The sequence below is a fragment of the Metabacillus rhizosphaerae genome (assembly GCF_037201795.1).
In the GTDB taxonomy this organism is placed as follows: domain Bacteria; phylum Bacillota; class Bacilli; order Bacillales; family Bacillaceae; genus Metabacillus; species Metabacillus rhizosphaerae.
This window is the reverse complement of the sequence record NZ_CP147403.1, coordinates 5,258,921-5,273,551: the sequence shown is the minus strand read 5'-3', so window position 1 is coordinate 5,273,551 and position 14,631 is coordinate 5,258,921. Positions and strand designations below refer to the sequence as shown.

At 34.7% G+C, this 14,631-nt stretch carries 10 protein-coding genes and 1 pseudogene; all 11 read left to right on the top strand.

The window, feature by feature from the left end:
• Positions 1-324: 324 nt before the first annotated feature.
• The 11 genes and pseudogenes from WCV66_RS25000 (at position 325) to cdiI (ending at position 14,300) form a co-directional block, all read left to right on the top strand.
• Positions 325-1,137, top strand: a complete 813-nt coding sequence (locus WCV66_RS25000; protein ID WP_338787296.1) for an SDR family oxidoreductase — start codon at positions 325-327, stop codon at positions 1,135-1,137.
• A 74-nt stretch (positions 1,138-1,211) separates the two neighbouring features.
• On the top strand, positions 1,212-2,546 hold the full coding sequence (locus WCV66_RS24995; RefSeq protein ID WP_338787295.1) for an AbfB domain-containing protein: 1,335 nt from the start codon (positions 1,212-1,214) through the stop codon (positions 2,544-2,546).
• Positions 2,547-3,084: 538 nt separating this feature from the next.
• Positions 3,085-4,221 carry a GntR family transcriptional regulator gene (locus WCV66_RS24990; protein ID WP_066323891.1) on the top strand — a complete coding sequence of 379 codons (1,137 nt, stop codon included), beginning with the start codon at positions 3,085-3,087 and terminating at the stop codon, positions 4,219-4,221.
• 504 nt (positions 4,222-4,725) lie between these two features.
• Complete coding sequence (locus tag WCV66_RS24985) at positions 4,726-5,673, top strand: carbohydrate ABC transporter permease (protein WP_066323892.1); 948 nt, start codon at positions 4,726-4,728, stop codon at positions 5,671-5,673.
• Positions 5,674-6,513, top strand: a complete 840-nt coding sequence (locus WCV66_RS24980) for a carbohydrate ABC transporter permease (RefSeq protein WP_338787294.1) — start codon at positions 5,674-5,676, stop codon at positions 6,511-6,513. It abuts the gene before it with no gap.
• Between the two features lie 33 nt (positions 6,514-6,546).
• On the top strand, positions 6,547-7,188 hold the full coding sequence (locus WCV66_RS24975; RefSeq protein ID WP_338787293.1) for a YesL family protein: 642 nt from the start codon (positions 6,547-6,549) through the stop codon (positions 7,186-7,188).
• A gap of 199 nt (positions 7,189-7,387) precedes the next feature.
• Positions 7,388-8,725 carry an ABC transporter substrate-binding protein gene (locus WCV66_RS24970; protein WP_066323897.1) on the top strand — a complete coding sequence of 446 codons (1,338 nt, stop codon included), beginning with the start codon at positions 7,388-7,390 and terminating at the stop codon, positions 8,723-8,725.
• 107 nt (positions 8,726-8,832) lie between these two features.
• Entirely contained in the window at positions 8,833-10,341 is a 1,509-nt protein-coding gene (locus WCV66_RS24965; protein ID WP_338789556.1) for an alpha-N-arabinofuranosidase, read from the top strand.
• 245 nt (positions 10,342-10,586) lie between these two features.
• Positions 10,587-10,913 (top strand): annotated as a pseudogene (locus WCV66_RS24960) (shikimate dehydrogenase family protein); the annotation flags it as partial.
• A gap of 782 nt (positions 10,914-11,695) precedes the next feature.
• On the top strand, positions 11,696-13,915 hold the full coding sequence (locus WCV66_RS24955) for a PrsW family glutamic-type intramembrane protease (protein WP_338787292.1): 2,220 nt from the start codon (positions 11,696-11,698) through the stop codon (positions 13,913-13,915).
• Positions 13,872-14,300: a ribonuclease toxin immunity protein CdiI gene (gene cdiI / locus WCV66_RS24950; RefSeq protein ID WP_338787291.1), complete on the top strand. Its 429-nt coding sequence runs from the start codon at positions 13,872-13,874 to the stop codon at positions 14,298-14,300. The genes WCV66_RS24955 and cdiI overlap by 44 nt, the downstream gene beginning before the upstream one ends.
• The last annotated feature ends 331 nt before the right edge of the window (positions 14,301-14,631 follow it).

Genomic DNA, 14,631 nt, shown 5'->3' with positions numbered 1-14,631 from the left:
TGAAGAAAACTAGCACATCCATAATTGGGCGTGCTTTTTACTATTTAATGAGCAAACATAGGTACTTAAGGGTTCACAAAACAGAAACTACCAATTGTTTAGTTACGATAAAATAGTATAGTAACTAAACAAGTTTTAACTATGGCAATAATTTTTCAGTAGTTGTTGTGAATGAAATGAAAACGTATACTTTTAGTGGGGATTCTTTTAGCTTTTATTGATTTATCGTATCTAGTTATTAAGGATTAAATCACAAAATCGATAGGATGTGTATAAAAGTATGGAGCTCATACAATTAGCACATTCGTAAAGGAGGATAATAAAATGGAACAGAAAAAAGTTGTTTTGATATCAGGTGCAACAAGAGGAATTGGTCGTAATACAGCTCTGTTTTTTGCAGAAAAAGGATATAAAGTAATTGGAACAGGAAGAGATTCTGAAAGGTTAAAAGAAGTAAAAGAGGAATTAGATACATATTCTTCTGAGCATGTAATGGTATCAATGGATGTAACACAACCTACTGAAATTCAAGGTGTAGTGGATTCTGTAATGAAACAATTTGGACAAATTGACGTGTGGATTAATAATGCAGGTGCATTTAAAGCGATTGGACCTACTTGGGAGGTGCGAAAATCAGATTGGATAAATGATGTCACCACGAATTTATTTGGAACATTTCATTGTATTCAAGCCGTGGTTCCAATCATGATTAGCCAAGGCTTTGGAAGTATTATAAATGTTGTAGGCGGTGGGACGATAGGAGCATTTAAATATGGTAATGGATATGGTACATCCAAAACCGCTGTTGCTAGATTAACAGAGAATTTATCTGAAGAGCTAGATGAAACACCTATTAAAGTATTTGCTTTAGATCCAGGCTTAAATGATACAGATATGACCCGTTATCAAAGAGATACAAAAGATGGTAAACGTTATTTAAGTGATATCGAGGGTTTATTTGAACAGAAGATTGATGTCCCACCATTTCAAGCACCTCAATATGCATACTACATGGCAAATGGAGAACTTGATCATTATACAGGAAGAGTAGTTTCTGTCTATGATCGTTTAGAGACTTTAAAAGAGCATGCGAGTTCAAGTGAGCAGGATAGTTATAAGCTTCGACTAAATAAATAAGACGATCTTTTGTAATACTTTAAGTGAATTTTTTCGGGTATAGTATGATCTCGAGAGATAAAGGATGTGGTCATTTGAACGAAAAGCTTGTAGTAAATCAAGAGAGTAAAAATGAGGAAATTGCTTATGTTATGGGATACTTTACTGAAACGCCTCTAAACGAAGGGAATGAGTTTTCACTGCATTTGGCATACAGCTATGATGGTCTTAACTGGATCCCTCTCAACAACAATAAACCAATACTTGATCCTCAAATAGGTGAAAGGGGACTTCGAGATCCATTTGTCTACAAAAAACAGGATGGTAGCTTTGTTATACTTGCAACGAATATGTGGAATAGTGAGTATATTATGTGCTATGATTCTCCAGATCTTATAACCTTTGAAAATGGTCGTCTTCTTCAATTGAATTCTGAAGGTATGCACTCCTGGGCACCCGAGGTCTTTTTTGATAAGAAAATAAATAAATATGGAATTTTTTGGTCTGATAATACAGATGATAAAAACCGAATTTATGTCAATTACACGGAAGATTTCGTAACTGTGAGTGACCCAATCATTTATTTTGATCCAGGATATAATGTCATTGATGCAGCGATTGAAGAACATGAAGGAAGCTTTTATATGTATTTTAAGGATGAACGTACACCTGATGAGGCTCCAACTGATGGCAAACGAATGAAAGGGACGTATTCAGCTTCATTGGAACCTAGGAGTTTTGATCATAATCAGTACACACGTCCAATAGGTGAACCAATGATCGAAGCATCTATAATCATTAAAAAATATGAAGAGAATAAATGGTATCTTTATGGCGACTGTTATTATCCTGTGAATGGTAGAATGTTTGTTTGGGAGACAGAAGATCTAGCAAGAGGAGAATGGACTCCATTAAATAGACGTGACTATAATCCACCGTTGAATGCTAAGCATGGATCTGTTACAAGAATTACTAAAAAAGAACTTGATCGTTTGCTTCATCATTGGGGAGATAAGCCACAATGGAATCGTCTAAAGTCCTACAACTCTCCGGACTGTTATGTGAGACATGAGAAGTCTTTTGCTCAAATCGCCCATTATCCCTTCGATTCATACAAATCTTCTCAGTGGATAATTGTTCCTGGTCTAGCTGATAAAGCAGGTATTTCCTTCGAATCATTGCAGAATCGAGGTCATTATTTGAGAAATGTAAATTATGCACTTCAACTTGCAAGAAATGATGAATCGGATGATTTCAAGGCTGAAGCGACATTTATTCCAACCAAAGGCTTAAGTGATTCCAGCTGGTCCTCATTCCGTTCATTTCGATATCCGGATAAATTTATAACATTGGATGGTATTTACTTAAGAGTAAGTGATGTTAACAATGATATTGACAAGCAACTTGCTACATTTCAGATTAGTTGGTAGAAAAGTGTAAGAATATTCTTTCTTATTTTTCTAGAAGTTTAGAAAGTGGTTCCTAAATCGAAAATGCTACTTCGAATGTTTAAGATTATATCATTTTAGCCTTAATCTCATGTGGATAAGGCTTTTTTATTTATAAAGCTTAAAAAGTTAAAAGGAAGCTAAAAGTAGTAAGTATTATAGGTGGGTATTCCGTACAAATTCTTAAGAGGAAAAATGGCTAAAGAAGGTAAGTGTTTTATGTGGAAATTATTTGAATATACGTACAATTTATATTAAGATTAATGAAAGAACACTTACGTACAAGAAAGATAATGTTATGTAAGCGATTTCTTTAAGTTGTCTAATTAAAATAATTGTTTTCTGCCCTTATTAATATTTATTAGGTTAATAGATCAACTTATTTCACGCTTAAAAACAATCGCCTTTTTAGATGATTAAATGTAGAGTTAAAGAGAGATGTCTTAGTTTTATCCTTATTACTTTTATTTATAGGTCTATACAGAGAAGTTTTAATAATTTTACAAGATGAGGTGCTCCTATGCCAACGAAATACGACATTGTGAAACAAGAAATTAAATCAAGAATTTTAGATGGAACCTTTCAACCTCACCAAAAAATACCTTCTGAGAGTGAATTAATGAAGCAATTTGAGGTAAGTCGTCATACTGTTCGAATTGCAATTGGGGAGTTAGTAAACAAGGGATGGCTTTATAGAGAACAAGGTGCAGGTACTTTTTGTGCAGACCGCACACATAATAAAAGGTTATCAAGTGTAGGAAGTCAAAAAAACATTGCCATTGTCACTACTTTTATTTCGGATTACATTTTTCCTTCAATTATTAGAGGAGCAGAATCCTTTTTAAGTAAACACGGCTACAATGTGAGTCTATTTAGTACAAATAATGATCATGATAATGAAAGAAGGGTTTTAGAAAAGATTTTAACAGAGCCTTTTGAAGGAGTCATTGTAGAACCTACAAAAAGTGCGACATCAAACCCCAATATCAATTACTACCTAAATATTGAACGTTTAAACATTCCATATATTATGGTTAACGCATTTTATGATGAATTGGAGCCATTAAGCATAACGATTAATGACCAAAAGGGTGGATATATTCAAGCCGAACATCTCATTCAATTAGGACATCGAAATATAGTGAGTTTCTTTAAAACAGATGACCTTCAAGGAGTAAAAAGAATGAAGGGCTTTATAAAAGCTCATCGTAATCATGGTGTCACGATTAATCCAAATGGGATCATAACTTATAATTCAAGTGAAAAGTTAACCAAGCCAAAAGAAGTACTTACGAAACTATTAGACTTAGATAGAGATTCTAGACCTACAGCTATTGTTTGTTATAATGACGAACTAGCCATTACTTTGCTTGATGTACTTCGAGAAAAAAACCTGCGTGTTCCTGACGATATATCTCTTGTTGGCTTTGACAATTCCTTTATGGGAAATCTAACGGAAGTGAAATTAACAACAATTACTCACCCTCAGAGTAAACTAGGTGAGACAGCAGCAAATATGATTGTAGATCTCGTGAAAGAAAAAAATGGTCAACAGAAAAAATCTGCAGAAAAAGTACAATCAGTTGTTTTTGAGCCAAGTTTAATTGTACGGAGTTCAACAGCAGAGTTAAACCTTCGTAAAAAGGTAACCAAATGAAAAGATTAGGTTACCTACTCCATAAATTGAAAGTGATTATTTAAACAATTTTCAAAAAGTTCTTGAAAAAATTTTACCAGTTTCATATAATCAGTTTATAGAAGCATATACGGACGAGTGAAAGTATTGATAAAGGTTTTAAAGAAACGTTCGTACAATCAAGTGATGAGATCTATATGAATTGTGGTAGGAACAGGTATATATTCTTTAGAGTTATATGTAAGCGTTAACAATGATGTTTCTTGGAATGCTTAGACTAGTTGAAGCTTCAAGAACTAGAATTTATTTTGGAGGTGTTTTTGGAACAAGCAAACTTAAAAAAACTTTTTACGAAATGAACATATACTCTTACATCCTCGTTGTCATTTCGTTCCTAACGATCTTTGTCTAAACACCAATGTGATAACAAATAAAATGACTCAACTTTTTAAAAAGTATTAGTAGTTAAACTGTATTTTGAAAAATCTTTTAAGCTATTTAAGTTTTATTAGGGAGGGTTTTCTAATGTTACCTACGTCAAAGAGTACATCCCAAGAACTTGCTATACCGGTTAAAAGACAAAATAAATTGGTTAAATTTCTAAATTCGAAAAAGGTAGTGCCTTATATATTTGTTTCTCCTTTTATTCTTTCTTTTCTACTGTTTTCTTTATATCCATCTATTAAAGCAATTATTATGAGTTTTCAACAAGTACTCCCTGGACAAACGACATTTATAGGGGTATCCAACTACTCGAGGGTTTTTAATCCAACATTTTTAAAAGCGCTATCAAATACATCCATTTACGTTATACTAACCGTCATCATTTTAGTGATAACACCAATTGTTCTAGCTGTGTTGTTAGATTCTAAGATTGTAAAATTTAAGACGTTTTTCCGTGCATCGTTGTTTTTACCTGCATTAGCATCAACAATCGTATCTGGTATGGTCTTCAGACTAATGTTTGGTGAAACGGATACAGCAGCGGCCAATCAAATAATGAACTGGTTAGGATTGGGATCAGTTGATTGGAGATACAATGCATGGTCGGGAATGTTTTTAATGGTCCTACTTTGCTCTTGGAGATGGATGGGTGTTAACATTCTTTATTTCTTAGCTGCACTTCAGAATGTACCAAAGGAATTATATGAAGCAGCAGAAATAGATGGAGCATCAACAATTAAAAAATTCTACTATGTAACTTTACCATTCTTAAAACCTGTTACGATCTTTGTTACGACAATTTCAGTTATCCATGGATTTAGAATGTTTGAAGAAAGCTTCGTGTTCTGGGAAGCTGGTTCACCAGGAAATATTGGGCTAACAGTCGTTGGATATTTATATCAACAAGGTATTCAACAAAATGATATGGGATTTGGTGCTGCAATCGGAGTTGTCTTGATGCTAATCATATTTGTTGTTAGCTTCATTCAGTTAATTTTAACTGGAGCATTTAAAAAGGAGGATGCATAAATGAAAAAGGAAAAAAGTTCTCTTTTAGTTTGGGTTGCTAACATAAGTTTTATCATCATTTCATTTATTGCATTATTCCCAATCTTAAATTTATTAATCTCGTCATTTAGGCCTTCCTCGGAATTAATGCGAAATGGAATTAGTTTAGTATTTGATCCTAGTACGTTAAGTCTTAATAACTATACGTACATCATTACTCAAGGCGGTAATTACTGGAGTTGGTTTATTAACAGCTTATCCATTTCAGCTATTACCATTATCTTATCGTTGTTCTTCTCTTCAATGGTAGGATATGCATTGGCATTATATGATTTTAAAGGAAGAAATCTTATCTTTGGATTTGTTCTCTTTATCTTAATGGTTCCATTTGAAATACTCATGCTACCCTTATTTCAATTAATGATCAATATGAACCTAATTAACACCTACACAGCTGTTATTCTACCAGCAGTCGTTGCACCAGTTGCGGTTTTCTTTTTCCGACAATATGCAATTGGTCTTCCAAAAGAATTAATGGATGCAGCTAGAATTGATGGTGCATCTGAATACGGAATTTTCTTTAAAATAATGTTACCACTCATGGCACCTTCGATGGCAGCTATGGCAATTCTTCAAGGGTTGGGAAGCTGGAATAACTTCTTGTGGCCATTAATTGTCTTAAGATCAAACGATATGTTTACATTACCTATTGGTTTAGCAACCTTATTAACACCATATGGGAATAACTACGATATATTAATCGCTGGTTCAGTAATGACAATCGTACCAATCATCATCCTTTTTATCTTCTTCCAACGTTATTTTGTAGCTGGACTTACTGTTGGTGGAGTGAAAGGATAATAGAAGCGCCAGAGTAAAGAGGTGGATAGTAAAATGAATGGAAAACAGTTTGTATCAAAACTAGATTATATACTTCAGTGGATTTCGCGCCTTGTCATCTTAAATGTATTATGGATTTTCTTTTCAATCCTTGGCTTATTTGTAGCTGGTATATTTCCAGCTACGGCTGCTCTATTAGGAGTAGCTCGGAAATGGATCATGGGAGAACATGAGATAAAAATTTGGAATACATTTAAGCAAATATACCGGCAGGAATTTGCAACTGCCAATATCATAGGGTGGATTTTATCTATCGCTGGTATCATCCTTTTCATCAATTATCAATTGATCAGCAATTCTACAGGTGAACTGTTTTTTGTTATTCCATTTGCGTTTTACTTCATTGTGTTTTTCTATACAATTCTCTTAATCTGGGCTTTTCCATTGCTAGTCCATTACAAGGCTACATGGAGACAACATATTAAAAATGCGATCATTATCGGATTATCCAAAATTCATTATACGATTATGTGTGGGTTGGTGATGGTTTCTATCATCTATTTTTCCCTTAGTTATCCAGGTCTTATCCCATTTTTCACATTTAGTGCAATTGGATGTGGGTCTATGTGGTTTTCATTGCAAATTTTCAAGAAAATGGATCAAGGGTTAAATAGTCAACTAGTAGATAATCGATAAATAGTACCTATATAAATTATGGGTTTTGAAGAACTTCCTAAAAGTCAATAGAATACTAGCCAAAGGTTTAGATTTAACCAGTTTTTGTAAGTGTTCACTAAGTTTTTTGGTTTTTCAAACTTAAGGGAGGTGAGTATTCCAACGTTAAACTTTTTGTTAGCACTCCAGTTTTTGATAATGATAATTAGGGGGATAAAAAATGAAAATGAAAAGTTTGTTATCTATACTTTTGGGTTTATCAATGTGTTTCTTGTTGGTAGCCTGTAAAGGTGGAAACTCAACTTCTGGTGAAGCAACTGAATCAGAAGTAATAGGTGGAGACGTTGAAGATGCTACTGAATTAAAGTATTGGACTTTTGTTGAATTACACATGGAATTCTTTAAAGATGCAGTACCTCGTTGGAATGAACTTCATCCAGATAAACCAATTAAACTTGTTGCTGAAACATTCCCTTACGATCAAATGCACAACAATTTATTATTAGCTTTACAATCTGGGAAAGGTGCACCTGACATTTCTGATATTGAAGTAGGTCGTTTTCCAAACTTTTTACAAGGTGAACCACAACTGTTACCTATGAATGAATATGTTGAACCTGAAATGGATAATTTTATTGAATCTCGTCTTGATATTTATTCGAAGGATGGAAAATACTACGGAATGCCTACTCACGTTGGGGCAACTGTTATGTATTACAACAAAGAAATTATGGATCAAGCAGGTGTTGATATCGAGTCAATTAAAACATGGGATGACTATGTTGAAGCAGGTAAAAAAGTCGTTGCAAACACAGATGCTGTTATGACAACAGTACATACTGGTGACGCAACAACTTTCCAACAAATGATTAGTCAGCAAGAGTCTGATTTATTTGATGCTGATGGTAACTTAACTGTAGATAGTGAAAAGAATGTAAATACCCTTTCTTTATTAAATGACATGCTTTATACACATAAAATTGCAGAGCTAACTCCAGGTGGGGAACCACATGCTGAAGAATTTTATGCTTTTATGAATGAAGGAAAAGCAGCTTCCATTTCTATGCCAATGTGGTATATGGGACGCTTCACAGACTACATGCCTGACTTAAAAGGTAAGATGGTTATTCGTCCAATGCCTGCATGGGAAGAAGGCGGAGATCGTTCCGTTGGTATTGGTGGAACAGGTACAGTTGTTACAAACCAAACAGAGCATGCAGAACTTGCAAAAGAGTTCTTAGCATTTGCAAAACTTTCTAAGGAAGCAAATATTAAGCTATGGACAGTTTTAGGTTTTGATCCTCCACGTTGGGATGTTTGGGAAGATCCTGCTGTTCGTGAAGATAACAAGTTCTATCAATACTTTGGTAACGACATCTTTGATACATTATTAGAAATTAAAGATGAAATTAATGGTATTAAAGTAACCGAACATTATCCAGATGTTTTAACGGAGTTAAATACCAACACATTAAATAATGTCCTAAGACAGAAATCACAATCACCTGAAGAAGCATTAAAACAAGCACAAGAAACTGTTGAGGCGAACATGCAATAATACGTAAATGAAAAAGTATTGAATAAGGGTCTGGATGCAAGTGATCTGACCCTTTTCTCTCAATAAAAATTGATTAAAAATTATTTTTTGTAATATGGAAGGAGAACATTATGAGTAAAAAAGCAAAGATGATCTTAGAAAAGGATTTTAAAATCTCGGAAATTGATAATCGGATCTACGGGTCTTTCGTTGAACATTTAGGTCGTGCTGTTTATGGGGGAATCTATGAGCCGGGCCATCCACAAGCGGACGAAAATGGCTTCCGTCAAGACGTCATTGAAATGGTGAAGGAGTTACAAGTACCGCTTGTTCGTTACCCAGGTGGAAACTTTGTATCAGGTTACAACTGGGAAGATGGAGTAGGTCCTGTTGCACAGCGTCCACGCCGATTAGAGTTAGCATGGCGTACGACTGAAACAAATGAAATTGGTACAAATGAATTCATGAAATGGGCAGAGCTTGTAAACGCAGAGGTTAATATGGCTGTAAATTTAGGAACACGTGGCATTGATGCTGCTAGAAACCTTGTTGAGTATTGCAACCATCCTGAAGGCTCTTACTATAGTGATCTACGGATCTCACATGGTGTGAAAAAACCATATAATATTAAGACATGGTGTCTAGGAAATGAAATGGATGGTCCGTGGCAGATTGGACATAAAACGGCAGCTGAATATGGACGTATAGCACAAGAAGCTGCAAAAGTGATGAAATGGGTTGACCCAACAATTGAGTTAGTTGCATGCGGTAGCTCAAACCGTAATATGCCGACATTTGCAGATTGGGAAGCCACTGTATTAGATCATACATATGACCATGTAGAGTTTATTTCATTACACCAGTATTACGGTAACCACGATAATGAAATTTCAAACTATTTAGCTCTATCATTAGAAATGGATGATTTTATTAAATCTGTCATAGCGATTGCAGATTATATTAAAGCCAAAAAACATGGTAAAAAGAATATTAATCTTTCATTCGATGAATGGAATGTTTGGTACCATAGTAGAGAGCAGGATAAGAAAATTGAACCTTGGAGTGTAGCACCACCACAGCTTGAAGATATTTACAATTTTGAAGATGCTTTATTAGTAGGTTGTATGCTTATCACATTATTAAAGCATGCTGACCGTGTGAAAATTGCTTGCCTAGCTCAACTAGTAAATGTCATTGCTCCAATTATGACTGAAGACAATGGAACAGCATGGAAGCAAACGATCTTCTATCCTTATATGCACACTTCTGTATTTGGAAGAGGGGTTGCATTAAATCCGATCATTTCTAGTCCGAAATATGATAGTAAAGACTTTACTGATGTTCCTTTACTTGAGTCTACTGCTGTTTATAATGAAGAAAATGAACAATTAACAATCTTTGCCGTAAACCGTGACCTACAAGAGGGACTGCATTTAGATTGCGATATTCGTAACTTCGAAGGATATAAGGTGATAGAACATATCGTTCTTGAGAATGATGATATTAAGCAAACAAATTCTGCAAAAGGTACACCTGTTACACCACATTCAAATGGAGATGCTAAACTTGAGAGTGGCATGCTAACAGCTGTATTACCAAAGCTTTCTTGGAATGTTATTCGCCTAGGGAAGCAATAATCATAAAGTTGAACCATATCTTTAAAAGCTCCTTTTAAAGATATGGTTCATTTTGTTTGCAAAATAAACATGAAATCTTGGTGTGTAAAAGAAATATTTCACCAGTATTAATCACCTTAACCTTCGGACATAAAGAAACTAAATGAACACTTGATATAAATTTGCAGGGGATCTTAAGTACTACGTTGTAATGATTACATTAATGGAGCTTTGTTGTTTTTGTATAAAATGCAGGCTATACATTAAAAGGATTAAACTACTCTTATCTCGCCTTTGAGGTAGGGAACAATGCGCTACAAAAAGCGGTAGAAGGGATGAGAGCTCTTAATGTGGCTGACTTCAATGTATCAATGCCAAACAAAATAGAAGTTATTAAATATGTGGATGAACTAGATGATAGTGCTAAATATACGGGTGCAGTTAATACCGTTGTAAATAAAGGTGGTAAATTAATTGGATATAACACAGATGGGAAAGGATATGTGAAAAACCTTAATGCTCATGGAGTAGATTTGAAAGGAAAAAAAGTCACATTAGTTGGTTCAGGTGGTGCTGCGACATCAATTACGATCGTTTGATTCAAGTAAAGTTGCTTGGGTTTTTGATCAGAATGCACCTAAATATCTTGGTGTGGATTGGTCATTGTTATGGGGAGTGTGAAAGGGTGAAGTTTCTTTAAAATTATTTATACTTCATTCTCATAAGAGTTAAACCCTATACAGAACTATTTAAGTCCATCAATGCTTTTACTTTAAAATAAAACAGAGGGGGAGGAAACTCACCATTAATCATCTAATCTCAACTTCTTGTAAAATATCTATTATCCAAACTAAGTCTTTATTAGTGAAAACGCCTAAACCTTTAGTATTAAAGGGTTTGAGGTGTTTTTTTGTTATCACTTAAATCACAATAAGGAAAATTATCCTAACTACCTCTTAACTGGACATAAATATTGCCATTACAGTTTGGATCTAGTAAATGTCTTTATTCAGCAAAATGGCCAGATTGTAGAACAACATACATAGAAAATGATCAAACTTTTTTTCTCTTTTATCAAGGTTTATAGAGTTAATTTAATCAAACTTTATTAAAAGGCTACATCACAACCAAGGTATCAATCAAAAACATATATTTACAATTCAATTGCGTAATCAAACATTATTACTTTATGTCCCCTTTTCTTTGATATTGACATAGGAATAACGATACTACCGTTAAGAATATTTGTAAAATTCGACCTATTCCAATTATTGGTGAATGGGGGTATAGTATGAAATTGGAAGCAGCGGTTATCATCAAAAATTTTATTTAAATCATGCAGGAATGAAAAAATACTGCATCGGAGTTGAGCAATATGACGAGTCAGGTTGAAAAATTTAAAGTGAGTTTAAGGAAGAAGCTCGAGTCTATCTTTCACTTTTGGAATGGATTTATTCAGAACCATCCATTCATTTTACGGGTCTTTACAATTTTTTCTTGGATATCGCTATTTGCCTTCGTACTAAGCTTAATTTTTATGGAAGACTCCAGAAAAATGTTCGTCCAGTTTTTGTGGTCATTTTACGTTATTTTGCAATTTTGGTTGTTATGTCGAAGTAAAACTTTAACTTGGAAGAAATACACCTATTTCTTTTTGGCGGGGGCATGGTTAATCGTACCGTTGAATTCTCTTATCGTCAGTTTCATTACTGCTATTTTCGGCGGGAGGGAACAAGATATATGGAGTCAAGCATTTTTAACCCCGATTGCTGAAGAGGTGTTAAAACTGATCCCCATTGGAGTTTATCTGTTTTTGTCACGACGTGCTTCCACATTGAGTTTAAGCGATTATGCGCTTATTGGAGCGGCAACGGGAGCTGGTTTTCAATTTTTGGAGGAAACTACTCGTCGATTTATTTCTGGAGGTATTTTTGATTATGGTGTGACACTATTTGGAGGGAAAGTGCTTCATTGGGATTTATTCACACTATTTCCAGGCTATTTTGAGGAGGGATTTTTGCCTGATAAAATGTCTGCAGGACATTCGTTGCTAACCGCGATGGTAACGTTAGGAATCGGGTTAGCAGTGCGATATAAAAGTAAATTAAAACGGTATACATTTATTTTTCCTGTTATCCTTTTGGTTTGGGCCATTTTTGATCACGCAATATGGAATGCTAGTTACAATGCTCCGGATTGGTTAACCGGAATTCATGATTTATTAGGAAGTGGATATGCGGCAAAACCGGTATTTTTAATGATGCTCGGTGCTGCGTTACTCATCGATTATTGGGAATTGAACCGAGTAAGAGCGAAGATTCCTATGCTAGATGGGGAAACCCTGATCAATCCTGTTACTGAAATGTGGAATTTATTCAGATGTGTTTTTGAAGACAGACAGCGTTTTGGATACATGCTACTTTTTTATCGAGAACGGAGAGAACTAGGATTTACCTTGTTACACGGTAAAACAGAAGCAAGGGAACTTTTATCAGGCATAGAAGCAAATATTCAGAAGTACTACAAAGCTTTAATTATTGTCTTATTAGCTTTAGTCTCAGTTATGTTTCTAACTGATTGGGGAGTTACTGCCAATGGCTCCGAGGCTTGTATTGCCTGTTTATTTGATAGTCTGCAAAACTGGTGGAACGGTTTGTCAGGTTTGGAAAAAACTTTGATTGTCCTTGGAGCATTTGCTTTAACTTTCCCGTTATTAGGATTCTGGTCGGCAATAGGTGCCGTATCGACTGGAATCGGAATTGCAGCAGGCGGAAGTCAGATTGCAGACATTATCCGCAATCCTAAAAAATACCTTACGCCAGAAATGGCTCTTGCACTGGGAATTGGTGCACTGTTAAGTCGAATTCCTTTTGGGAAAGCCCTTGTAAAACTAGGTGACTCGGTTTCATCGAAACTAAAACATTATTTAAAAAAGATATTTGAATCGTTCACAGGAAAGAAAAGTAAAAGTAACAATAATCATGAACATGACCAGAATTCCTCTAGTAAAAAAGCTCACCAGGAAGAAGATCCAGAGAAAAAGAACGATAGAAGTGAAGATGACTCTGAAGAAAATAAGGAAACGAATAAGAACGATAATAGTGAAGATGATTCTAAAGAAACTAAGGAAGCGAATAAAAATATTACTTTTAAACCAGGATATGATAAACATTTAGTAGAAGTAGTAGATATTGTTAGGAAAAAAGGTAAGGGCGTAGTTGGAGGACATAATCTCAATAATTTCGAAAAGGCATTTAAAGCGAAAGGCTGGGATTTAGAGGAGTGTATTATTTCAAAAAGAAAGCACCCTTCCATCGAGGGAGTGTATGAAATAGAATATGGCTTACCTAAACTAGACATGGAAGGAAAGCTAATACCTGGAGAGCTTAAGAATGTTTCCCATCCAAAAACAGTTTACGACCCCAACATCATATCAGACGAACAGATACTAAAATGGGGAGAAGAAGCCATGAAAAATGGTAAGGTCGTTGGCGCTGGGAGAGAGATAACAGGTGTTTCCTCTAACGGACTCCAATTTAGAGGCTTTATTGATGAATCAGGAGAAATATCAAATTTCTTCCCTACCCTGGATTAATAATGAAGGAGTTGGAAGCATCGTGGAAGATATGCAGCGAAAATTGATAAGTTATTTCTATCACCATATGGGAGACGGTAAATTTTTACGAATCTTAAGAAGTTATGCGAATGGTGAAGGATATGGTACTGAATATGCGAGGTTTGTGTTTGCTGACTATTATGAAGAGTGGGAAGAAGATTATTTTGGTAAAGAAGGTATAGCCTATTACATTGATCGTCCTGCAGTAGAAGAAGACCAAGAGATTATTTTAGATTATCCGACATTCTATAAATATTTAAGAGAAGAATGTGTTCGTTATCTTAAAGATTACCCCCAAGATAAATCTGAAGTAGAAGAACAATTAGAAAGGATTAAAGGAAGATTTAATATACAAGAACCTTGATTAGCTTTTATGCTTTTCAAGGTTTTTAATATGCTTAATCAATGCATCTATAGACGCATACTTAATATGTATTCTCTTTTATTTTTAAGGATTTTTATAAATTAGGTCTTGATAAATCTTATGGATGTGGGCCTTTTCGCCTTATCCTTAGATACTTCGTGTAAAATATCAATTAACACAATTAAATTTGAGTAGTTAAAACGTCTTAAATCCTTGATAGTACGGGAGTTGAGGCGTTTTTTATTATATCAGGAGCTAACGTAAGTGTTATTAACACACATTTTGATAGATGAGTGACAAATTTGAGGATAGCTCCACGGGTGCTTACGTT